Annotated in this window: 16 protein-coding genes and 1 riboswitch; of the genes, 6 read left to right on the top strand and 10 right to left on the bottom strand. The window is 74.6% G+C overall.

From position 1 onward, the window contains the following. The first annotated feature begins 28 nt into the window (after positions 1–28). Positions 29–1384 (top strand): glutamine synthetase family protein, encoded by a 1356-nt coding sequence (locus tag ABTZ03_RS25855; RefSeq protein ID WP_350515455.1) that lies wholly within the window; start codon positions 29–31, stop codon positions 1382–1384. 74 nt (positions 1385–1458) lie between these two features. Here the strand turns inward: ABTZ03_RS25855 and ABTZ03_RS25850 are convergent, their stop codons facing one another. Continuing rightward, complete coding sequence (locus ABTZ03_RS25850; protein ID WP_350515454.1) at positions 1459–2913, bottom strand: APC family permease; 1455 nt, start codon at positions 2911–2913, stop codon at positions 1459–1461. 118 nt (positions 2914–3031) lie between these two features. On the opposite strand from ABTZ03_RS25850, the gene ABTZ03_RS25845 reads away from it, so the two are divergent. Together ABTZ03_RS25845 and ABTZ03_RS25840 are read left to right on the top strand one after the other, a co-directional pair. Then, a complete protein-coding gene (locus ABTZ03_RS25845) occupies positions 3032–3655 on the top strand; it encodes a TetR/AcrR family transcriptional regulator (protein WP_350515453.1) in 624 nt (207 codons plus the stop codon). Between the two features lie 63 nt (positions 3656–3718). Continuing rightward, positions 3719–4867 carry a DmpA family aminopeptidase gene (locus ABTZ03_RS25840; protein ID WP_350515452.1) on the top strand — a complete coding sequence of 383 codons (1149 nt, stop codon included), beginning with the start codon at positions 3719–3721 and terminating at the stop codon, positions 4865–4867. Positions 4868–4913: 46 nt separating this feature from the next. Here ABTZ03_RS25840 and ABTZ03_RS25835 read toward each other — a convergent pair whose 3' ends face one another. From ABTZ03_RS25835 to ABTZ03_RS25800, 8 genes are all read right to left on the bottom strand, one after another. After that, on the bottom strand, positions 4914–6161 hold the full coding sequence (locus ABTZ03_RS25835) for an MFS transporter (protein ID WP_350515451.1): 1248 nt from the start codon (positions 6159–6161) through the stop codon (positions 4914–4916). A 33-nt stretch (positions 6162–6194) separates the two neighbouring features. Next, the gene (locus ABTZ03_RS25830) at positions 6195–6956 is read right to left on the bottom strand and encodes an SDR family NAD(P)-dependent oxidoreductase (RefSeq protein WP_350515450.1); all 762 of its coding nucleotides are present in this window, start codon (positions 6954–6956) and stop codon (positions 6195–6197) included. A gap of 34 nt (positions 6957–6990) precedes the next feature. Further along, complete coding sequence (locus ABTZ03_RS25825; protein WP_350515449.1) at positions 6991–7251, bottom strand: acyl carrier protein; 261 nt, start codon at positions 7249–7251, stop codon at positions 6991–6993. 80 nt (positions 7252–7331) lie between these two features. After that, complete coding sequence (locus tag ABTZ03_RS25820) at positions 7332–8591, bottom strand: aminotransferase class I/II-fold pyridoxal phosphate-dependent enzyme (protein WP_350515448.1); 1260 nt, start codon at positions 8589–8591, stop codon at positions 7332–7334. Continuing rightward, the gene (locus ABTZ03_RS25815; RefSeq protein WP_350515447.1) at positions 8588–10525 is read right to left on the bottom strand and encodes a condensation domain-containing protein; all 1938 of its coding nucleotides are present in this window, start codon (positions 10523–10525) and stop codon (positions 8588–8590) included. The genes ABTZ03_RS25820 and ABTZ03_RS25815 overlap by 4 nt, the downstream gene beginning before the upstream one ends. Before the next feature lie 10 nt (positions 10526–10535). After that, positions 10536–11813, bottom strand: a complete 1278-nt coding sequence (gene fabF / locus ABTZ03_RS25810; RefSeq protein ID WP_350515446.1) for a beta-ketoacyl-ACP synthase II — start codon at positions 11811–11813, stop codon at positions 10536–10538. Then, positions 11810–13516: a thiamine pyrophosphate-binding protein gene (locus ABTZ03_RS25805; protein ID WP_350515445.1), complete on the bottom strand. Its 1707-nt coding sequence runs from the start codon at positions 13514–13516 to the stop codon at positions 11810–11812. The genes fabF and ABTZ03_RS25805 overlap by 4 nt, the downstream gene beginning before the upstream one ends. A gap of 5 nt (positions 13517–13521) precedes the next feature. Then, on the bottom strand, positions 13522–16251 hold the full coding sequence (locus tag ABTZ03_RS25800; protein WP_350515444.1) for an aldehyde dehydrogenase family protein: 2730 nt from the start codon (positions 16249–16251) through the stop codon (positions 13522–13524). A 422-nt stretch (positions 16252–16673) separates the two neighbouring features. Between ABTZ03_RS25800 and ABTZ03_RS25795 the strand changes: the two genes are divergently transcribed. The 3 genes from ABTZ03_RS25795 to thiI all read left to right on the top strand — a co-directional run bounded on the left by ABTZ03_RS25795 (position 16674) and on the right by thiI (position 21499). After that, the gene (locus tag ABTZ03_RS25795) at positions 16674–18143 is read left to right on the top strand and encodes a purine-cytosine permease family protein (RefSeq protein ID WP_350515443.1); all 1470 of its coding nucleotides are present in this window, start codon (positions 16674–16676) and stop codon (positions 18141–18143) included. Positions 18144–18342: 199 nt separating this feature from the next. Further along, positions 18343–19824 carry a short-chain fatty acyl-CoA regulator family protein gene (locus ABTZ03_RS25790; protein ID WP_350515442.1) on the top strand — a complete coding sequence of 494 codons (1482 nt, stop codon included), beginning with the start codon at positions 18343–18345 and terminating at the stop codon, positions 19822–19824. Beyond that, positions 19822–20057: riboswitch (cobalamin riboswitch) on the top strand. Its footprint overlaps the gene before it by 3 nt. 170 nt (positions 20058–20227) lie before the next feature. Then, the gene (thiI, locus tag ABTZ03_RS25785) at positions 20228–21499 is read left to right on the top strand and encodes a tRNA uracil 4-sulfurtransferase ThiI (protein ID WP_350515441.1); all 1272 of its coding nucleotides are present in this window, start codon (positions 20228–20230) and stop codon (positions 21497–21499) included. A 26-nt stretch (positions 21500–21525) separates the two neighbouring features. On the opposite strand, the gene ABTZ03_RS25780 is transcribed toward thiI, so the two are convergent. Then, positions 21526–22650 (bottom strand): bifunctional 2-methylcitrate synthase/citrate synthase, encoded by a 1125-nt coding sequence (locus tag ABTZ03_RS25780; RefSeq protein WP_350515440.1) that lies wholly within the window; start codon positions 22648–22650, stop codon positions 21526–21528. Positions 22651–22658: the final 8 nt, after the last annotated feature.

The following is a 22658-nucleotide window of genomic DNA, read 5'->3' as shown; positions in this document are numbered from 1 at the left end:
CGGGAACCCCCTGATGAGGAGCCCGCCGGTGAGCGCTCAAGAGACCCCCCGGATCCGGACCCGGATGGACCGGCTCACCGCCCAGGGCGTCGACGTCGTCCGGGTGATCTACCCGGACCTCATCGGCGTCGACCGGGCCCGCGACGTCCTGCTGGAGCACCTGCCGTCCGCCTGCGACCACGGCCTCGCCTTCTGCCGCGCCGTCTACCACACCAGCCCCCAGGGCGACGTGGTCGACATGGCCGGCGGCCTCGACGCCGGACTCCCCGACGTGGTCGTCCGGCCCGACCTCGACACCCTCACCCCGCTGCCCTGGGAGCCGGGCGTGGCCTGGTGCCTGGGCGACAGCGTCGACCCGGCCACCGGCCGGCCCGCCCCCGAGTCACCCCGCGACCTGCTGCGCTCCGTACTCGGCCACTGGTCGGCCCTGGGGCTGCGCCCGGTGGTCGGCCCGGAGCTGGAGTACTACCTGTGCGACCCGGCCCCGCAGGCGCCGACCGGCTGGCAGCCCTACGCCCCGGCGCCCGGCAACGTCTACAGCGCGGGCCTGCGCGGCGACCCGGACCGCCACCTGCTGCGGACCCTGCGCCAGCTGCGCGACCTCGGCCTCGGGGTCACCGCGGGCAACCACGAGTTCGGCAGCGGCCAGTTCGAGATCAACCTCACCCACTCCGGGGCGCTGGACGCCGCCGACCGCGCCTTCCGGTTCAAGGCCGCCGTCAAGGAGTTGGCCCGCGCCGAGGGACGGCTCGCCACCTTCATGGCCAAGCCCTTCGGCAGCGAGGGCGGCTCCGGCTTCCACCTCCACTTCTCGGCCCTGGACGACTCGGGGGCCAACGCCTTCGACGACCCCGCCGACCGGCACGGGCTCTCCGGCACCGCCCGGCACGCCGTCGCCGGCCTCCTGGCGCACGCCCCGGCGCTCGCCTCGCTGCTCAACCCGACCGTCAACTCCTACAAGCGCTTCGGCCCCGACACCCTCGCCCCCTGGCTGGTCGACTGGGGCCTGGACAACCGCAGCGCGATGGTGCGGATCCCGCCGGAGCGCGGCGCGGGCTCCCGTCTGGAGCTGCGCCTCGGCGACGCCGGCGCCAACCCCTACCTGGCGGTCGCGGCCACCCTCGCGGCGGCCCTGCTCGGGATCCGCGCCGCCGCCGAGCCCCCCGCGCCGCTGGAGGGGTACGGCTACGACACCGCCAGGTCCCCCGTGCTGCCGATGACCCTCGACGCCTCGCTCGACGCCCTGGCGGCCGACACCGAACTCACCGGGCTGCTCGGCGCGGACTTCACCGCCGCCTTCGTCGGCTACAAGCGCGACGAACTGCGGCGCTTCCGACGCCACATCACCGACTGGGAGTTCACCGAGTACGCCTACCACCTCTGACCGCCCCCTGTCCGACCGCTCCCGGCCCCGGCCTCCGACCCCCGTGCCGGGGGCGGGGGCCGGGGCGCGCCCGCTCAGGCCCCGTCCTCCTCCCGGACCGGGGCGGGCATGGTCCAGCGGTCGGCCCGCCGGGGGTGGAGGTAGGCGTAGTAGTAGGCGTAGCCGGCGGCCAGCATCCCGACCGCGATGGTGATCGGGCGCCAGTCCGCCCGCACCGACTCGTAGCCGACGTAGAGCATGACCGCGACGACGCCCAGCGGGACGTACGGCCAGCCGCGCATCCGGTAGGGGGCGGTGGCGGTGGCGCCCCGGATCCGCCCGAACAGCGCCGACAGCGCGACCAGGACGTAGACCACCACCAGGGTCGAGCCGGTGGCCAGGATCAGCGTGTCGAGCGAGACCAGCCAGCCGACCAGCAGCGTGGCCAGACCCATGGTCAGCGTGGCCACGAGGGGCGTGCGCAGCCGGGGGTGGACGGCGGAGAGCGGGCCGCCCACGGCGTCGGGCCAGGCCCGGTCGCGGGCCGAGGAGTAGAGCAGCCGCCCGCTCTGCAACATGATCGCGATGACCGCGTTGACGACGGCGACGGCGATGCCCAGGCTGACCGCCGTGTTGACGGCGGAGCCGGCCCGTTCCAGCAGGAAGTAGTTCATCGGCGAGGCGGCCGACATCAGTCCGCCCATGCTCGGCGTGCCGAGCAGCACCGCGACCAGCGGCAGGCACTCGGCGACGACGGTGATCCCGAGCGACCAGAGCACCACCCGGCCGATCGAGGACGCCCGCCTGGTCTCCTCCGCGAAGTACACCGCGGTGCCGTAGCCGTTGTAGGCGAACACGGCGGTCGCCGTGGCCGAGGCGACCAGCCCCCAGGAGGCCCCGACCAGGACGTTGCCGTCGGCCCCGCCGAGCGCGTGCGGGGTCCACAGCACCGAGAGCGGCTGCTCGACGTGGACCAGGCCGAGCACGGCCAGCACCGCGACCGCGGCGAGCTCCAGGAGCAGGAAGACGCCGGTCACCCAGGCGTTGGTGCGGATGTTGAGCACCGCGACCAGCGAGGACAGCACGATCACCGCCAGCCCGGCCCCCTTGCCGTCCAGGGCGCTCCAGACCACGCCCAGGTAGCTGCCGGTGCCGAGGGCGATGACGGCGGTGACCAGCACGCCGCCGAGCAGGCTGAGCGCGAACAGGGCGAACCCGGTGGACCGGCCGAGGGTGCGCGCCGCGAAGGCGTACTCGCCCCCGGTGATCGGGAAGGCGCTGGACAGCTCCGCGTAGCAGAGGGCCATCAGCACGCCGACCGCCGCCGCGAGGGCGAAGGCCACGGCCGCCGCTCCGCCGAGGCGCTGGATCACCGTGGGCACCACGATGAAGACGCTGGAGGCCGGGGTCACCGAGGAGAGGGTGATCAGCATGTTCTCACGCAGGCTGAGCGAGCGGGAGAGTTCCTGGGCGTAGCCGGCCGGTGGGGCGCCCGGACCGGCGGGGTTCGCGTCGGCGGTGGCGGGGCGGGCGGCGGGGGGATCGGCCATCGGGTCCTCCTGAGTCGCTGAAACGTCATCGGAGTTCTTTGGCACAGAAGTCAAAATTCTGGGATACTTCGACGTCAAGAGCTAGGACATGATCTGACGTCAGCGACAAGGAATCGTGATGGCCCGAGCGAAGAACCAGACCGCCCGCCGCGAGCAGCTGGTGCTCGCGGCCACCGAGGCGGTCGGACGGCACGGCCTGGCACAGCTGCGGGTCGCCGACATCGCGGACGCCGCCGGCGTCGCCCGGGGGTCGGTCAACTACTACTTCAGCGACCTCGGCGAACTGCTCCAGCAGGTCTACCGACGCGCCGCCGACCGCTTCTTCACCGACCGCAGCGCCGTCGCCGCCCGGCTGCCGGACGCCCGCGACAAGCTCGTGGCCTGCGCCCGGCTCGGCCTCCCGGACGGCCCGGAGGACGAACTCGCGCTGGTGCTCTACGAATTCAGCTCGGCCACGCACGGCGACCCGGTCTACTCCACGCTGGCGCAGAGCCTGTACGACCGCCAGGTCGCCCTCTACGCGGGCATCCTGGAGATCGGCCGGGCCCAGGGCCACTTCGAGCTCACCGCACCGGCCCTCGACCTCGCCGCCAACCTGGTCGTCCTGGAGGACGGCTACGGCCTGCACATCATCTCGCGCAACTCCTCGCTCACGCCCGGGCGTTCGCTGGACCTGCTGCTCGGCTACGCCCGGAGCGCGACCGGCTGCCCGGACCTGCGCCCCGACCGGCCGGTGGACTGACCTCCCACCCTCCGCGCCCCCACCCCCGCGTCCCGCGCCCCCGTCAGGAAGGCTCACCCGACCGTGTTCACCACCGCGTCACTCTCCACCCCGTCCGGACGGCCCCGGGCCCGCGCGCTCGGCCTGGCCCTGGACGGCACCCCCGGACCCGCCAACGCCCTGACCGACGTGCCCGGCGTCCAGATCGGCTACACCACGCTGGTCGAGGGCGAACACGTCCGCACCGGCGTCACCGCGCTGCTCCCGCGCGGCCGCGAGGGCGTGGGCACGCCCTGCGCGGCCGGCTGGTACGCGCTGAACGGCAACGGCGAGATGACCGGGACGACCTGGATCGAGGAGACCGGCGCGCTCAACGGCCCGGTCATGGTGACCAACACCCACGCCGTCGGCACCGTCCACCGGGGCGTCGTCGACTGGACCGCCGCCCACCGGCCCGACCTCGCCCGGCAGTGGCTGCTGCCGGTGGTCGCCGAGACCTGGGACGGCTACCTCAACGACATCAACGGCCCGCACGTCCGCACCGAGCACGCGATCGCGGCGATCGAGTCGGCGGCGGGCGGGCCGGTCGAGGAGGGCTGCGTCGGCGGCGGCACCGGAATGAACTGCTACGGCTTCAAGGGCGGTTCCGGCACCGCCAGCCGCGTCGTCCGGTACGGCTCCGCCGACTACACCGTGGGCGCCTTCGTCCAGGCCAACTTCGGCGACCGGCGCGAACTCGTCGTCGCCGGCGTCCCGGTGGGGCGGGAACTGCGGGCCGACAACCCGATGGAGGACACCGACTGGTTCGCCCCCGGCGGGGCCGGCTCGGTGATCGTCGTGATCGGCACGGACGCGCCGCTGCTGCCCGGCCAGTGCAAGGCCCTGGCCCGCCGGGTCCCGCTGGGCCTGGCCCGTACCGGCACCAGCGGCGGCCACTTCTCCGGCGACGTCTTCCTCGCCTTCTCCACCGCCAACGCCGGCGCACTGGGCAGCTCCTTCCCCCAGGGCGAGCCCCGCGACTCCGACTACGAGACCCTGCGCTTCGTCCCCTGGGGCCGGATCGACCCCTTCTACGAGGCCGTCGTCCAGGCCGTCGAGGAGGCCGTGCTGAACGCCCTGGTCACCGCCGAGGAGACGACCGGCCGCGACGGCCACCGCTCCCCCGCGCTCCCGCACCACCGCCTCCGCGAACTCCTCGCGGCGCGCGGCGCGTTGGCGGCCCCCGAGGCCTGAGCAGCGGCCCGCCGGGGCCGAAGGCGCCGGGCCCCGGCCGCGCGGCTCAGCGCAGGGAGCGGATCGCCGGGCTGGTGGCGAGCAGGGCGGCGCAGGCCAGCACGGCGGTGCCGCAGAGCAGGAAGAGCGGTGTGGTGCCGTACGGGAGCAGGGCGCCGGCGAGCACGTAGGAGAACGGGTCGAAGGCGACCGTGGCCAGCACCAGGAGGCTGAGCACCCGGCCCAACAGCCGCTCGGGGACGCGCTCCTGGAGGGTGGCCACCACGACCACGCCGAGGAAGCCGGAGCCGAGGCCGATCAGCGAGACCACCGCCGTCGCGGCGGCGACCTGGGTGACGGCGGCGAGTCCGGCCGTGCCCGCGCCGATCGCCGCGACCCCGCCGACCACCGTCCGCCCCCGCCGGGCCGGCGGCCGCCACCCGGCCGCCAGCGAACCGGCCAGCGCACCGGCGCCGAACCCGGACAGCAGGACGCCCAACGACCCGGCGCCGCCGAGGCGTTGCTCGGCCAGCACCGCGCCGCCCACCAGCACGGGACCCACCACCGCGATGTTGATCAGGCCGACGGCCGCCAGCATGCCCCGCACCGGTGGGTCCCGCCCGGCGTACCCCCGGCCCGCGCCGAGGGCGCGGACGCTGCCGGGCGACGCCCCCTCGGCGGTGGACTCCCCGGAGCGCCGCACCGCGCGGACGAGGGTGCCGAGGGCGACGGCCGCCGCCGCGGCCAGCGCCGTGATCCCGCCGAGCGTCGCGGTGAACCCGACCGCGGCGATGCAACCGGCCGCCACCGCCGGGCCGACCAGATCACCCACCGACTCCGCGCCCTGCACCAGCCCGTTGACCCGGGCCAGCTTCGCGGTCGGCACCACGGCGGGCAGCAGTGCCAGGGCCGCCGGGAAGTACGCCGCGTCGGCGGCACCGAGCAGGCCGCCGAGCACCGCGACCGTCGTCAACGAGGGGGCGGCGAAGGCGACCAGGACGCCGAGCGAGAGCAGGACGGCGACCCGCAGCCAGGCGGCGACGGCCACCACCCGGGCCGGGCCGAGGCGGTCGACCAGCACGCCCGCCGGGGGCAGCAGCACCGCCCGCGGCAGCGCCACGGCCACCAGGACCAGCCCGGTGGCGAGGCCGGGGTCCGCCAGCTTCAGCACGTAGAGGGTGAGCCAGACGATGAACAGCGCGTCGACCACGGCCGCCAGCGCCTGACCGACGATCAGCCGGCGCAGCCGGGGGTCCCCGAGCGGCTCGGGACGGGCACCGTCGCCGGGTCGCCCAACGGTGCCGGTCGACTCCATGAACACCTCCGTGCGCGGATCGAACCGGGCGTCCTAGGCGATGTGGGTGCCGCCGTCGACCGTCAGGGTGCTGCCGGTGATGTAGGAGGCCGCGTCGGAGACCAGGAAGACCAGCGCCGCGGCGAGTTCCTCGGGCCGCCCGATCCGGCCCGGGAGCACCCTCGGCAGTATCGCCTCCAGATAGCCGTCGGCGTAGCCGTCGGTCATCGGGGAGGCGAACAGGCCCGGCGCGAGGGCGTTCACCCGGATGCCCCGGCCGGGGGTCCACTGCTGGGCGAGGTCGCGGGTGAGGCCGAGCAGCCCGGCCTTCGACGCGGAGTAGGCGGCCTGCGGCAGTCCGCCCGTGACCAGCGCCAGGATGCTCGACACATTGACGATGGCGCCGCCCGGCGGCATCACCGGCGCCGCCGCCTGGGCCATCCAGTAGCAGCCGTTCAGATTGACGTCGACCACCTCGCGGAACTGCTCCGGCGTCTCCTCCGTCGCGGGTCGTTCGCCGCTGATCCCGGCGTTGTTGACCAGGATGTCCACCCGCCCGAAGTCCTGCACGGCCGCGTCGACCAGGGCGCGGCAGTCCTCCGGTCTGGTGACGTCGGTCCGCACGGCGACGGCCCGGCGGCCGAGCCGTTCGACGGCCGCGCGCACGGCCGCCAGCCGCTCGGCGCGCCGCGCCCCGAGCACGAGGTCGGCGCCCGCCTCGGCCAGCGCGACGGCGAAGGCGACCCCCAGGCCGGAGGAGGCGCCGGTGATCACCGCGACACGCCCGTCCAGCCGGAAGCGGTCCAGAACGCTCATCCGCGGTCCCCAGTCACTGGTCCCCGATCACCGGTCACCGGTGGTCGACGATGAAGTTCACCGCGTCGCCGACCGTCCGCAGCTCCCGGACCCGGTCGTCGGGGATCTTCACCTCGAACCTGTCCTCGACCGCCACGGCGATCTCCATCATGGCCAGCGAGTCGACGTCGAGGTCCTCGGTGAAGGAGGTCTCGGCGCTCACCTCGGCCGCGTCGACACCGATCACCTCCTCGACGATCTCGGCGATGGCGTCGAGGATGTCGGTGCTGCTCGGTGCGGGTTCGTTGTTCACCACGGGTTCCTCCCTCTCGGGGCGTGTCCGTCGATCGGCGGTGGGTGCGGTGGGCCTCGGTGGCCGCGGCGGGGTGCGGGGTGTCAGACCGCGAGCCGCCGCCGGTAGTCGAGGAGGGTGTCCAGGAAGCCGTCCAACTGCGCCTCGGTGTGCCCCTCGTGCGGGAACAGGCGCAGCAGCGCCTGGTTGCGCGGGACGGCCGGGTAGGAGAAGACGGGCACCAGGTAGCCGTCCCCGACGAACCACTCCCGCATCTGCAGGGCGGCGGCGTCGCTGCCGACCGGCACCGAGAGCATGTAGGAGTCGGTCGGCGTGGTCGGCGTGCCGGCTTCGTGCATCCGGCGGCGCAGGCGGGCGGCGTGGGCGAGGTAGCCGTCGACGATCCGGGGGTCGTCGGCGAGCGCGGCGATGGTGCGTTCGGCGGCGTGGGCGGTCGGCGGCTGGATGGCGGCCGTGAACATCGAGGTGCCGGAGAGCAGTTCGAAGGCGTCGATGGCCGGGGCCGGGCCGGCGATCGCGCCGCCCTCCAGGCCCACGGCCTTCGACAGCGACACCATGACGAAGTCGGCGCGCTCCCGGATCGCGGCCGCCTCCCGGGCGTAGGGGCGGTGCTCCGGTCCGTAGACCATGAAGCCGTTCGCGTCGTCGATCATGCTGACCGCGCCGTGCCGGTCGCACTCGTCGAGGATCTCCACGATCGGGCCCATGGTGCCGTCGGCCGAGTAGATGCTCTCGGCGATCACCACGGTCTTCCGGCCCCGGCCGCCGCTGCGCACCCGGTCCAGGATCCGGGCGAGGTCGGCGACGTCGTTGTGCTGGAAGGCGTGCACGTGACGGCCGTAGGCGAGGCCCTGGAGGCCCTTCCAGATGCTCCAGTGGACGTCCCGGTCGACCACGAAGACGGTGTCGTGGTTGCGCACCTCGATCCCGGTGTCGAAGTGCGCGGAGCTGCTCATGGCGTGCACGAAGCCGATGTTGGCGAGCAGGCCGGTGGCGAAGCTGATGGCCCGCTCCTTGCCGGTGTGGCGGGCGATCGTCTCCTCCAGCACCCGGTGCGGGCGGCAGATCCCCTGGGTCATCCGGGAGCCGCTGGTGCTCAGGCCGTGGGTGCGCGCGCCCTCGGCGAAGTGGCCCCGGACCGGGAGGTGGCGCTCCAGGTCGAGGAAGCTGATGCTGGCGAAGTTCACCAGCTCGCGGCCGTTGCGGTGGATGGTCGGCCCGACCGGGCCGTCCACCACCGGCGGGCGGTACGCGGTGTCGTGGGTGTTCGCCTCGACGAAGGCGGCGAAGGCCCACGGGGCCAGCCGGTCCGTGGACGGGTCGGCGCTGCGGGAGGCGGTCATGGTGGGGGTTCTCCTCCGCTGGGGGCACGGGACGGCAGGGGCGGCGAGGGCGGCAGGGGCTCCAGGGCGGCGGCGAGGTGGCCGAGCGAGGCCGTTCCGGCCAGTTCGTCCGGTGCGGGGCCGGTGAAACCGGACCGGCGCAGCAGCGCCAGCAGGCGGGGGACGGCGACCAGGGTGATCCGGTGGTCGGCGAGGCAGCGGTTCAGGTCCACCGCGTCGGGGCCTCGGGGGGAGACCGCGGCGACGGCGGCGGCCAGCGCCCGTTCGGCGGCCGTCCCGGGCGGGCGGGCCGGCAGCCGCGGCCGGTCCGTGCGGCGGGTAGCGGAAGAGCCGGACGGACCGGCCGGGGACAGCAGGTAGCGCTCCGGGGCCGCGAGGCCGGGGGCGTCGCCGAGGTGGTCCAGGACGTGGCGGTGCAGGTCCTCGGCGGTGACCTCGGGGGCGGTGCGGACCCGGGCGACGAGGCCCGGTTCCCCGGCGTCCGAGCCGGGCGCCACCGTCGCGTCGAGCACCCCGGGATGTCCGCGCAGCACCTCCTCGACCGCCGCCGGGCGGACCCACCCCTGCGGGGCGCGCCACCAGCCGGCCGCGGGCGGCGTGAACGGGCGGGCCGGCACCGGGCGTTCGGCGCCGTCGGCGAGCGCGCGCAGCAGGCCGCAGAGCCGGACCGGCAGCGCCACCGCCTGCTCGGCGTCGAGCAGGTGGTCCCCGACGGTGACGTCGAGGGTGACGGCCTCCCCGTCCAGGGCGAGGTCGACGTAGAGCGTGTCGCAGGGCTCGTCCGGCGCGCCGCCGATCCAGCCGACCGACCCGTCCGGCGCGGCGCCCGCCCCGGGGACCAGGTAGCCGCGCGGCCACGAGTAGCAGTTGTACTCGATCGCGGGCACCGTCAGGATCCCCCGGCGGCGGTCCAACCGGGCCTGGGCGGCCACCAGTTCGGCGGGTCGCCACTGACCGTGCCGGTAGGCCGCGGCCGAGGCGGCGGCGACCGAGGCGACCAGCTCGCCGAAGCCCGCGCCCGGGCGCAGGTCGAGCTGGACCGGGACGGTCAGGGCCCGCACGCCGATGCCGGTCCGCAGCGCGGCCCGGGCCCGGTTGGAGACCACCACCGAGGCCAGGAAGCGGTGTTCGCCGGTGCGGGCGGCGACGTCGTGGGCCAGCGCCGCGAGCACGACGGTCTCCGGGCTGACCCGGTGCCGCCGGGCCACCCGGTCGAGGTCGCGGTACGCCGCCACCGAGCGGTACTGGAGACGGTGGCGCCCGGCTCCGTCGTCCGTGCCGCCGAACGGCGCCAGCACACCGGTCGGGTTGCCGGCGAGCCCCCGGAGCCACTCCCGCTCGGCCGCGCGGGCGCGTTCCGGGCGCTGGGCGGCGAGCGCGTCGAGCGGCTGCACGGGCGCCGGAGCGGACCTCGACTTCACTGCACCAGCGCGCAGTTCGGTGTGCAGCTGGTCCAGCAGGACCGCCAGCCCCCACCCGTCGATCAGCACGTGGTGGACCGCCAGCAGCACCGCGCGCGGCCGCCCCGCCGCCAGCAGCACCCGGGCCCGCCAGGGCGGCGACTGCTCGGGGTCGATCGGGCGGGCGGCCAGGGCCGCGGTGGCGGCCGCCAGGACGGCGGCGTCGACGACGGGGACGTCGAGGTGGTCGACCGGCAGCGGGGCCCAGTCCGGGCGGTGGACGAACTGGACCGGGCGGCACGGGTCGACCGTGCTGCGCAGCGCCTCGTGGCGGGCGGTCAGGGCGGCGAGCGCCGCGTGGACGTCGGCGACGGTCGCCGGCGGCGGGACGTGGCAGTGGTCGGCGAGCGGTGTCGGGTTCACCCGCCGGGCCGGGGGCAGGGTGCGCTCGAACCAGTGCCACTCCTGGACCCAGCTCAGCGGCCCGCTGCGGACGACGGTGGCGGGGCTCGGCGGTTCCGCGCGGTGGTTCACGGCCGGGCCCTCAGACCGCTCGGACCACGAGGGCGGCGTTGTGGCCGCCGAACCCGAAGGAGGTGCTGAGCGCGGTCCGCAGCCCCTCGTGGTGCTGCGTCCGGTGCGGCACGAAGTTGATGTCGGGGTCGATCGGTTCGTCGCAGTTGACGGTCGGCGGGACGTCCCCGGTGCGCAGCGCCTGGATCGACACCACCAGCTCGACGGCTCCGGCGGCGCCGATCATGTGACCGGTCATCGACTTGGTGGAGCTGACCGGGATCCGGGTCACCCGCTCGCCCAACACCCGTCGCAGCACGGCCACTTCGGTGGCGTCGTTCAGCAGCGTCCCGGTGCCGTGGGCGTTGACGTAGTCCACCTGGGCGGCCGTGACGCCGGCGTCGCGCAGCGCCGCCTCGACGGCGAGGCACCCGCCGCGGCCCTCCGGGTGCGGGGCGGTCCAGTGGTGGGCGTCGGAGCTGGCGCCGTAGCCTGCGAGTTCGGCCAGGGCGGTCGCGCCCCGCCGCTCGGCCGTCTCGGCGGCCTCCAGCACCAGGACGGCGGCTCCCTCGCTCATCACGAACCCGTCGCGGTGCGCGTCGAAGGGCCGGCAGGCGGCGGTCGGGTCGTCGTTGCGGCCGGACAGCGCCCGGGCGTTGCCGCTGCCCGCGAGGTCGACCGCGGTGACGCAGGCGTCCGCGCCGCCGGCCAGGACGACGTCGGCCTCCCCGTGGCCGATCATGCGCATCCCCGCGCCCACCGCGTCGGCGCCGCTGGCGCAGGCCGTGCTCTGGGCGCGGCTGGGCCCCTGGGCGCCGACGCGCATGGCGATCTCGCAGGCGGCGCTGTCCATCGCGGTGGTGACCTGGGTGAACGGGCTGATGCCGCGTGGTCCCCGGTCGCGCAGGCGGTCGGCGGCGCGGTAGATCGAGCCGACCGGGCCGTAGCCGCTGCCGACGACCACGGCGACCCGCGGCGCCAGCCGCTCGTCGACGACCAGCCCGGCCTGTGCGCAGGCCTCCAGGGCGGCGGCCAGGGCGTACTGGGCGTACGGGTCGGCGCGGCGGCTGACTCTCGGCGGCATGTAGCGGCCGGGGGTGAAGCCGCGCACCTGGCCGCCGATCCGGACGCCGAGGCCGGTCACGTCGATCGCGGCCACGGTGGCGATGCCGCTGCGCCCGGCGAGCAGCGCCGTCCAGGTCTCCTCGACGGTGTGGCCGAGCGGCGTGACGGCCCCGTAGCCGGTGACCACCACCCGGCGCCGGTCCCGGCCGGGACCGGTGGCGGCGCGCTGCGTCGGGTCCGTCATTGCGGCACCGCCTCGGCGTCGCGGACGGCCGGGAGGAGGTCGTCGGGGGCAACCGGCACCATGAGCACGGCGGTGCCGCCACGGGCGCAGTGGCGTCGCGCGGACCGGAGTTCCGCGGTCAGCGCCGCCTTGTCGCGCAGCACCCGGCAGTGCAGGTCCGGCCCGTCCACGGCGGGCGGCGGCGCGCCCGCGCGGGTGAAGGGGTGGCGGCGGGCGTCCAGGCCGAGGCGGGCGCGTCGGGCGTCCAGCCAGCCGTAGCCGCCGTTGCACAGCACCAGGTAGAGCACGCCGCCGTGCGCGGGGGCGGTGGCGGCGATGTCCGCGCGGGCCGCGAGGAAGGCGCCGTCCCCGATGAACGCGGTGACCTCGTGGTCGGGGGCGGCCCGTTTGACCCCGAGGGCGGCGGCCGCGCCGAAGCCCAGCGGGGTCTGCTCGGACGGCACCACGGACCCGCCGCCGACGTGGAAGGGGAAGCCGTAGGACCACATGTCCTGCAGCCCGTTCTCCTGGACCAGCACGTGGCGCTCGCCGGCGGTGGCGTCGAGCGCGGCCAGCAGTTCGGCGATCCGGATCTCCGGGAGGGCCGCCGCGCGGGCCAGTTCGGCCGCCACCTCGGCCGCCAGGGCGGCGCGGGTGTCGGCGATCCGGTCCGCCCACGGCGCGGTGGCCGCCGCGCGGTCGGCCCCGCCGTCCTGCTCCAGCGCCCGCGTCCAGCCGAGGACGGCGTGCCGGGCGTCGCCGAGCACCCGCGGGCCCGGGAACTCGGCGGACAGCCCGGCCGGGTCCTGGTTGACCTGCACCACCGGGAACGGGGGCCACGCCGTGCCGCCCTCGGCGACGGTCTCCTCCAGCCGCCCGGCGAGCGAGACCACCAGGTCGCAGGCGGACCACAGCGCGCGGGCCGGGGCCGCGGCGTAGAGGCCGGCCAGGCCGCAGAACCGCGGGTGGTGCTCGTCGACGGCGCCGCGGCCGGAGGCGGTGCTGAACAGCGCCGCGCCGAGGCGTTCGGCGAGCCGCTCGACCGCGCCGCCGGCGTTGCGGTGCCGCATGCCGCCGCCCACCAGCAGGACCGGGCGCCGGCTCGCCCGGATCGCCGCCAGGGCCGGTCCCGCGGTCACCGGGGCGGTGGCCGTCACCGGGGCGGTGTCCGGGAGCAGCGGTTCGGGCAGTGTCGGCGGCGCTCCGGTGACCCGGACCGCGGCGGTGCGGACGTCGTCGGGCAGTTCCAGGTACACCGGTCCGGCGGGCGGTCCGACGGCCCTGGTCAGCGCGGTCACCGTCGCCGGGACCACCCGGTCGGGGTGCCCGATCCGGTGCGCCCAGCGCACCAGCGGTGCCGTCACGGCGACCTGGTCGAGTTCCTGGAAGCCGCCGCTGCCCCGGCGGCGTTCGGGCGCGCCGGCGGCGAGCACCAGGACGGGTGCGCCGGACTCCCGCGCCTCCAGCAGTCCGGTGGCCGCGTGGGTGACGGCCGGGCCCTTGCCCAGGGCGCAGACGGCGGGCCGGCCGGACTGCAGCGCGTAACCGGTGGCCATGTACAGCGCGTTGCGCTGGTCACGGCAGGGCACCAGGTCCAGGCCGGCGGCGTCGAGGGCGCGCAGCAGCTCCAGGTCGTCGCCGGGCAGTCCGAAGCAGGTGTCGACCCCGTTCGCCACCAGCAGGGCGACCACCGCGGTCCACGCGTCGGGGTAGCGTTCGCCCACCGCGATCACTCCCCGCCCACCGGGACGGGGGCGGCCGCCTGGACCGGGGCGGCCGCCGGCAGGCTCCGGGCCACGGCCTGCGACATCAGCAGCGGTTCGGCGTGCCGCTCGCCGCCGAGGGAGCGGTAGTTGGCCCGCAGCCCGAAGCCGCCGAAGGGGCGGTTGCCGTCCTCGGCGTCGAGTAGGGTGTGGTTGACGCAGGTGCGGTGGCGCCTGGTCAGCACGTCGACCGTCTCCGGGTCGTTGCCGTACACCATCGCGCCGAGCGCGCGTTCGCTGAAGTAGGGCCCGGCCAGCCGTTCGCGCAGCAGCTTCGCCGTGGGGTAGGCGACGACGTTGAACACCGGGGCGAACATCTCGTCGAGCGGGATCTTGTCGTCGAACCCCCAGAGCAGCACGGTCGGTTCGACCTTGCGGGACGGCAGGTCGATCCGGCCGCCGTGCCGGATCTGCCGCATGTGCCGCACCAGGTAGTCCGAGCAGTTCACCAGCGCCGAGTCGTAGCAGATCGGGCCGTAGTCGGCGCCCGGGTCGCCATTGCCGCCGAACCGCAGCGAGGTCAGCTTGGCGGACAGCAGGTCGACGAACTCCTCGGTGCGGCCCTTCGGGGTGAACACCACGTCGGGGCCGAAGCAGTCCTGGCCGGAGTTGTGCAGCCGGATCCGGGTGACGTCGTGCACGGCGCGGGTGAGGTCGGCGTCCGGTGCGATCACGAAGGGGTTGATGCCGTGGCCGAAGAAGAGGAACAGCTGGTCCTCCGCCAGTCCTTCGCGGACGGTCTCGGCGTTGGCGTAGTCCCCGGTGAAGACCACCAGGTCCGCCTCCCGCACCGGTCCGGTCACGAACTTGCGCCGGCTGAGCGCGGCCAGCTCGATGGGCAGGCCGTGCACCGGGGCCAGCAGCTCGTGCAGGCGCCGGAGTTGGTCCTCGGTCTCGGACGAGGGGCGGAAGGTGATCCGCTCGCTGTAGAGGGAGGCCACCAGCATGTACAGCGCGTAGGAGTACAGCGGGATGTTGGAGGGCATGAAGACCGCGGTCCGGGGCACCGGGCCGGGCCGGACCCGCCGGATCTCCTCCTCCGCCCCGTCGAGGGTGGCGAGGAAGGAGCGGATCTCCGCGTCGGCGGTGTGGTGGGGCGAGGTCTCGGTGAGGATCCGCAGCACCGCGTCCCGGTGGTCGGCCACGTGGCGGCGCACCGCGCGCAGCGCGTCCAGGCGGCCGCCGTACGGGATCCGGTAGCCGGCCGGGTCGACGGTCGGGACGGGCCCGGTGGTCTCGGCGGTCGTCCGGTGCGCCGCGGCGAGCGAGGTCCGGGCGATCCTCTCCAGCGCGACCCGGTCGGGCTTCCCGGTGTTGGTGAGCGGCAGGGCGGGCAGCACCAGGATCCGGTCGGGCTGTTCGTAGCCCGCCAGCACCGGGCGCAACCTCCGCTTCCAGTAGGCCGGTTCACGGTCGTCCGGGTCGGCGACCAGGAACACCAGCCGGCTGCCCGAGCGGGCGTCGGGGACGGCGACCACCTCGGTGCGGGCGCCGGCCGACTCGGCCCGTTCGGCGAGGTGGTCGGGGTAGAGGGTGTGGCCGTCGCGGTGCACCGCGTGCTTGCGCCCGATCGGGAACACCCGGCCGGCGTCGTCCAGCCGGCCGATGTCGCCGGTGCGGTGGACCGGGTCCGGCACCGGGACGAGTTCGCCGTCCTCGCCGAGCCGGCCGGTCATCAGTCCGTGGCTGCGGACCACCAGTTCGCCGAGCCGGCCGGCGGGCAGCGGCCGGCCGTGCTCGTCGTGGACCTCGACCACCACGCCGGGCAGGGGCGTGCCGCAGCCGACCGGGTCGGTGGGGGGTGCCAGCGCGATGTTCCCCAGCTCGGTCGCCCCGTAGCCGTCGAGCAGGTGCCGGCCGGTGCGGGCGTGGAACCGGGCCGCCAGGGTGCGGCCCAGCGGCGCGCCGCCCACGCACCAGGCCCGGACGCCCTCCAGCGCGTTCGCCAGGGCGGGGCGGCGGTCGAGCAGGTTGAGCAGGCTGTAGTAGGTCGACGGGGCGCCGTCGACGACGGTGAGGCCGTGGTCGACGCCGAGCGCGAGCGCGCGGTCCAGGCGCGTGGTCGGGCCGTACACCAGCAGCGTGCCGCCGCCCAGCCACCAGCAGAGGACCAGCGACAGCCCGTACTGGTGGGAGTACGGCAGGAGCGGCAGGAAGACGTCGTCCGGCCGGTAGCCCATCCGCTGCGCGCTGAGCGCGAGGTTGTCCAGGATCGACCGGCCGGAGCGGACGATGCCCTTGGGGCTGCCCGTGGTGCCCGAGGACCAGGAGATCGCGGCGTCCGGCCGCCGGGCCCAGCCGGTGACCTCGGGCCCGGCCGCCACGGCCGGGCCGGGGCGGGACGTCGCGGCCGGGCCGGGGCGGGACGTCGCGGCCGGGCCGGGGCGGGGCGCCGGGACGGCGGCGGCGAGCGCGGCGTCGTCGAGGTCGAGCACCACCCGCGCCCGGGTGCGGAGCTGCGAGCGCTGTTCCGGGGTGGCCCGGTGGTCGGCCAGGACCACCGAGGCGTCCAGGTGGACGAGCGCCAGCAGCGCGACCACCCATTCCCGGGAATTGGCCCCGCTCATCATCACGCGCGAGCCGGGCCCGACGCCGCGGCGGGCGAGGATTTCGGCGGTGCCGAATACGCGGGCCGTGATTTCTCCGGCTTCCCAGCTGCGCCCGTCGGGCGAGACCAAACTCCTGGAAACGGGCACCGTGCGCTCCTCCATACCAGGTGATTCGAAGCGACTATCCCATGCCGGTGGAACCGTGTCGAGAGTTCTGGGGAATTCCCTGGAAATTCGTGATGATTGAGCACGAAGTGACGAATGGGATATGCGAGGGGCGAATTTTTCCCAAGAGGCGGTAATTTCATAAGGTTATTTCGGGCACATTTTCGCGCCTCCGGGGCCGCCTCGCCGTGACCCTCGTCTCACCACCCCGACCGGGCCCGACCCCGGCCCGGCCCGCACCGCCCGGGCCCGTCGCCCGGTACCCCGCCCCCGCCCGCCGTTGGAGCGAACTCGAACCGGAGACGGACCACGTAGGATGGCTGAACTCCCGCGCTACGCGCGAAGAGTTCCATAAATGTTCCACTTTGTCCGATTCTCTGCTTCACAGGCACGGAGCCACCCTCATGGACAACCTGTCCACCGCCGACAACGCCGACGGCGCGATAGAGACCCGCGGTATCGAACCCGTCCCCGACCACGAGCGCCGGGGCAGAGTCCGTGAGCTCTTCCCGACCTGGGTCGCGGCGAACATCAGCGTGCTGCTGCTCACCATGGGTGCGGCCCTGGTCGTGTTCAACCAGCTGAACTTCTGGCAGGTCCTGATCGTCGCCGCGTGCGCCGCGCTGGTCTCCTTCGGGATGGTCGGTGTGCTCTCGGTCTCCGGGAAGTGGGGCGGGGCGCCGGGCGCGACCCTCTCGCGGGCCACCTTCGGGGTGCGCGGGAACCTGTTCCCCGGCGCGATCCTCTGGGTCGCCCGGTTCGGCTGGGAGACGATCAACGCGGTCACCGGCGCCTACGCCGTACTGACCGTGCTCGACCTGCTGTTCGGCATCAAGAGCAACACCGCGCTGATCGTGATCACGCTGTTCGCCTTCGTCGCCTGCACCTTCCTGGTCTCCGGGATGGGCCGCAAGGCGCTGAACGTCTGCAACACCTGGTCGACGTACCTGTTCGGCGTCTTCAGCATCCTGGTGCTGGGCTACCTGGTCGCGACCATCCACTGGAACGAGGTCTTCGCCAAGCCCGCGGGCACCACCGCGATGATGATCGCCGGCATCGGCACCATCGCCGCCGGCGGCATCAGCTGGGTCCCCACCGGCCCGGACTTCGCCCGCTACCTGCCGCACAAGGCCTCCGGCAAGAAGATCGTCGGCGTGACGGTCTCCGGCGCCGCCATGGTCGTGGTGCCGATGGTGCTGATGGGCGCCGTGATGGCGGTGGCCTCCCCCGGCCTGGCACAGGCCGCGGACCCGGTCTCCTTCCTCGGCGACCTGCTGCCGACCTGGCTGGCCGTGCCCTACCTGCTGACCGCGATCGTCGGCATGCTGCTGATCAACAGCCTCTCCATGTACTCGGCCGGCTTCACCGCCCAGACCATGGGCGTCAAGCTGCCGCGCGCCATGGCGGTCAGCATCAACGCCGTGATCTCGCTGGTCGGCGGCCTGCTGCTGATGCTGGTCGCGAAGAGCTTCCTGGGCTCCTTCATCACCTTCCTGATCCTGCTCGCCGTCTCCTTCTCGGCCTGGATCGGCGTCTACGCGGTGGACATGTACCGGCGCCGGACGCGCGCCGTGCGCTACGACGCCGAGGCGCTGATGGACACCAGCAGCACCAGCCGCTACTGGTACACCGGCGGCTTCTGCTGGCAGGCGATGGTGTCCTGGCTGCTCGCGCTGCTGGCCGGCCTCGCCTTCACCAAGTGCGACTGGTTCGCCGGCCCGTTCTCCGACACCCCGATCGGCCGGTACGGGCTCGCCTGGGCGGCCACCATCGTGATCTCGGCCGTGATCATGGCCGTGCTCCCCACCCCCCGGGAGAACGCCCCCGCCACCACCGGCGCCCCGGTGGAGCAGGACGAGAAGGTCGCCGCCTGACCGCAGGCACCGACCGACACCCCCCCGGACCGCCCGGTGGCCGACTCAGCCGAGTCGCCACCGGGCGGTCCGGCTTTTCCCTGGCGGTAGGTGGCCCCACCTGCGGATTCCGCACAAGGGCGGGCCCGTTCCTGCGAATACTGCGAACCCGGGGCGGTGGTACCTTCGCAGGAACGGGCAGGAAGGGAAGGGCACGCCCATGGCACGTCCCACCGGGCGGAAGGTCTACGCCCACGCCAAGCTCCGCCGGCTGCGCCGCGAGCACGGCATGAACCAGGTCGAGCTGGCCCGCGAGCTGGGGATCTCGACCAGCTACCTCAACCAGATCGAGCACAGCCAGCGCCCGCTGACCGCCGCCGTGCTGCTGCGGATCTCCGAGGTGTTCGGGGTCGACCCGGAGTTCTTCTCCGAGGCCGAGGAGGAGCGCCTCGGCACCGATCTGCGCACCGCGCTCGCCGACGAGGCCTGCGGCGGCGGGGTCCCCGCGGAGGAGATCGCCGAGGTCAGCCGGGACCACCCGGAACTGGCCCGGGCCCTGGTCGCGCTGCACCGCAGCTACCGCGCGGCCCTCGCCCGGGTCGCCGACCTGGGCGAACCGGGTGGCGGCGCCATCGGCGGGGCCATCCGCCCGGCCGAACCCCACGACGAGGTCCGGGACTTCTTCTACGCCCACCACAACCACATCGCCGCCCTGGACGAGGCCGCGGAGCGCACCGCGCGGGAGCTGGCCACCACGACCGCGGGCCGCACCGCCGCCGCGCTGGCCACCCGGCTCGCCGAGCGGCACGGCGTCCGGGTGGTCGAGGCGGACCAGCGGCGGGCCGCCGACCTGCGCCGGTACGACCCGGCGACCGGCGCGCTGCACCTCTCCCCGTGGCTGACCGACGGCCGCCGCGCCTTCCAACTCGCCACCCAGCTGGCCCTGTTGGAGCACCGCCCGCTGCTCGACACACTGCTGGCGGCGGCCGAGCCCGACCTCACCTCTCCGCAGGCCGTCGACCTGGCCCGGATCGGCCTGGCCAACTACTTCGCCGGCGCCGTGCTGATGCCGTACACCGCCTTCCACGCCGCCGCCGAGGAACTCCGCTACGACATCGAGCTGCTCCGGGCCCGCTTCGGCGTCGGCTTCGAGACGGTCTGCCACCGGCTGAGCACCCTGCAACGCCCCGGCCGGCGCGGGGTGCCCTTCTCCTTCCTGCGCGCCGACCGGGCCGGGAACATCTCCAAGCGCCAGTCCGCCACCGACTTCCACTTCTCCCGGCTGGGCGGCACCTGCCCGCTGTGGACGGTCTACGAGGCCTTCTCCTCGCCCGGCCGGGTCCTCACCCAGGTCGCCGAGATGCCCGACGGCAAGCGCTACTTCTGGATCGCCCGGACCGTCTCGCACGGCGGCCACGGACACCGCGCGCCGCGCAGCGAGTTCGCCGTCGCGCTCGGCTGCGAGCTGCGGCACGCCCACCGCCTGGTCTACGCCGAGGGCATCGCGCCGAACGCGCCCGGCGCGGCCACCCCGATCGGGCTGGGCTGCCGGATCTGTGAACGCCGGGACTGCGCCCAGCGGGCCCGGCCGCCGGCGGGCGGACGGCTGCTGGTCGACCCCGACCGGCGCGGCCGGGTGCCCTACCCCGTGCTGGCCGACGGCCCCGAGGCCTCAGCCGAGTCAGGACCGCCCCGCCTGTAGGGTTGATCCGCTGGTGGTTCACCGGGCGCCCCGCGCTCCCGGGGAGGCAAGAGGGAACCCGGTGACGCCTTTCACACGGCCAGTCCGGGACTGCCCCGCAGCGGTGAGCGGGAACGACCGCCGTCATCCGCACTGGGCCCGGGAAACGGGTCCGGGAAGCGACGGCCAGTAGGCGTCCTCCCCGGGAGGACCGGCCCGCGAGTCCGAAGACCTGCCACCGGTGCGCACGCCGAACGGCGGCGTGCGCGCTCCGGGGCCCCGCGGGAGGGCCGCGTGGCCCTCGTACGGACCCCCGGTCCGGCGGGTCCGTCCGTCGGCCCGCCGCCCCGGACGCTGCTGCGCGCGCCGCCGTCCTCCCCGCTCGGAGCGACACCGGGACCACTGGGACGACTGGGACTTCTGCATGGACCACCTGACCGACGGCGCACGGCTGCCCTCGCCCCGCGGCGCCACCGAGCCCTACGGGCCCTGCGTGCTGCTCAAACACGGCGAGGTGGTCCTCAAGGGCCGCAACCGCCAGCGCTTCGTCCAGCGGCTGGAGGACAACCTGCGGGTCGCGCTGCGCGGGATAGGCGGCTCGACCTGGATCCGGACCCCGCACACCATCACCGTGCTCGGCGGGCAGGTGCCGGTCGAGGACCTGGTGGCCCGGGCCCGCACGGTGATCGGGTTCAACGCGGTCGAGCCGGCCCTACGGGTGCCCAGCACGCTGGAGTCCGTCGAGGCCAACGCCCTGACGGTGCTCGGCGACGCCTGCGCCGGACGCGCCACCACCGGCTTCGCCGTCCGGGTCCGGCGCCGGGACAAGGGCTTCGCCCTCACCTCCACCCAGCTGGAGCGCCACCTCGGCGCGTTCCTCCAGCCGCGGATCCCCGGCCTGCGGGTCGACCTGACCGCGCCCGACGTCACCCTGACCGTCGAGATCGAGCACCGCGAGACCTATCTGTCCGCCGAGCGCCACCCCGGGCTGAGCGGGCTGCCGGTCGGCTCCAGCGGGCGGGCGCTGGTGCTGCTGTCCGGCGGCTACGACTCGCCGGTCGCCGCGCACCGGGCCATGCGGCGCGGACTGGCCTGCGACTTCGTGCACTTCAGCGGCGCGCCGTACACCAACCCCTCCTCGGTCTACAAGGCGTACGCCCTGGCCCGCGAGCTCAACCGCTACCAGCCGCCCGGCGAACTGCACGTGGTCTCCCTCGGCAAGGCCCAGAAGCAGCTGGCCGTCGCGGGCGCCGGGCGCCTCCAAGTGGTCGCCCAGCGTCGGCTGATGGTGCGCACCGCCTGCGCCCTGGCCGGCGCCACCGGCGCCCAGGCCCTGGTCACCGGCGACAGCCTCGGCCAGGTCGCCAGCCAGACCCTCGCCAACCTGGCCGCCGTGGACCAGGCCGCCACGCTGCCGGTGCTGCGCCCGCTGATCGGCTGGGAGAAGCAGGAGATCATCGACCAGGCCCGGGCGCTCGGCACGGCGGAGATCTCCGTCCTGCCGGACGAGGACTGCTGCAGCCTGCTCGCCCCGCCGCAGGTCAGCACCGGGGCGCGGCTGGGCCAGCTGCGGGCCGTGGAGAAGCGCCTCGACCTGGACGAGGTGGTCGAGGCGCTGCTCGCGAACGTGCAGGTGATGCGGCCCGGCCAGGAGGACGACGCGGCACCGGCCGTCACCTGTTCCGTCCCCTCCTGAGCCCCGGCCGGGCCGTGCCCGACGTCTTACACGGCGGCCGGCACGGCCCGCTGGCCCGGACCGTCGTACTGGGCCAGCGGGCGGATCAGGGCGTTGTGGGCGAGCTGTTCGGTGATGTGGGCGGTCCACCCGGTGATCCGGCTCATCACGAAGATCGGGGTGAACACCGGGGTGTCGAAGCCCATCAGGTGGTAGGCCAGCCCGGCCGGGTAGTCGAGGTTGGGGTGGATGCCCTTGCGTTCCAGCATCGCCCGGCGCAGCGCGGCGTGCAGGGCGGCCAGCCGGGTGGCCTCGGGGTCGGCCGAGTGCTCGACCAGCCGGTCCAGGGCGGCCTGCATGATCGGGACCCGGGAGTCGCCGTGCTTGTAGACGCGGTGGCCGAAGCCCATGATCTTCCGCTTGGCGGCCAGCGCCCCGTCCAGCCACTCGGCGGCGCGGGCCGGGTCGCCGATCTCGTCCAGCATGTGCATCACCGCCTCGTTGGCGCCGCCGTGCAGCGGGCCCTTGAGCGCGCCGATCGCGGCCGTGACGGCGCTGTAGAGGTCGGACAGCGTGGAGGTGACCACCCGGGCGGTGAACGTCGAGGCGTTGAAGCTGTGTTCGGCGTACAGCACCAGCGAGATCTCGAAGCAGCGCACCACCTCGGGGGCGGGCACCGTGCCGAAGCACATGTGGAAGAAGTTCTCGGCGTACCCGAGTTCCGGGTCGGGGGCGATCGGGTCCAGGCCGCGGCGGCGGCGCTGGTCGGCGGCGACCACGGTGGGCAGCTTCGCCAGCAGGGTCAGGGACTTGGCGAGGTGGGGGGCCGGGCGGCCGTCGTCCTCGGTCGGGTCCTCGGCGCCGAAGAAGCTGACGGCGGTGCGCAGCACGTCCATCGGGTGGCAGGTCTCGGGCAGTTTGGCCAGCAGTTCGGCGGTGGTGCGGTCGAGCGGGCGCAGGGCGCGTTCCCGGGCGCGGAACTCCCGCAGCTGGGCCTCGTCCGGCAGTTCGCCGTACCAGAGCAGGAAGGCGGTCTCCTCGAAGGAGCGGTGGGCGGCCAGGTCCTGGACCGGATAGCCGCGGTAGGTCAGGGAGTTGGTCTCCTGGATGACGGTGGAGATCTCGGTGGTGTCGACGACGACACCGGCGAGGCCGCGGTGGATCTCGTTCATGGTGCTGG

The sequence above is a fragment of the Kitasatospora sp. NPDC096077 genome, assembly GCF_040303245.1.
GTDB lineage: Bacteria > Actinomycetota > Actinomycetes > Streptomycetales > Streptomycetaceae > Kitasatospora.
The sequence above is the reverse complement of the archived record's forward strand: the minus strand, read 5'-3'. Positions and strand labels throughout refer to the sequence as shown.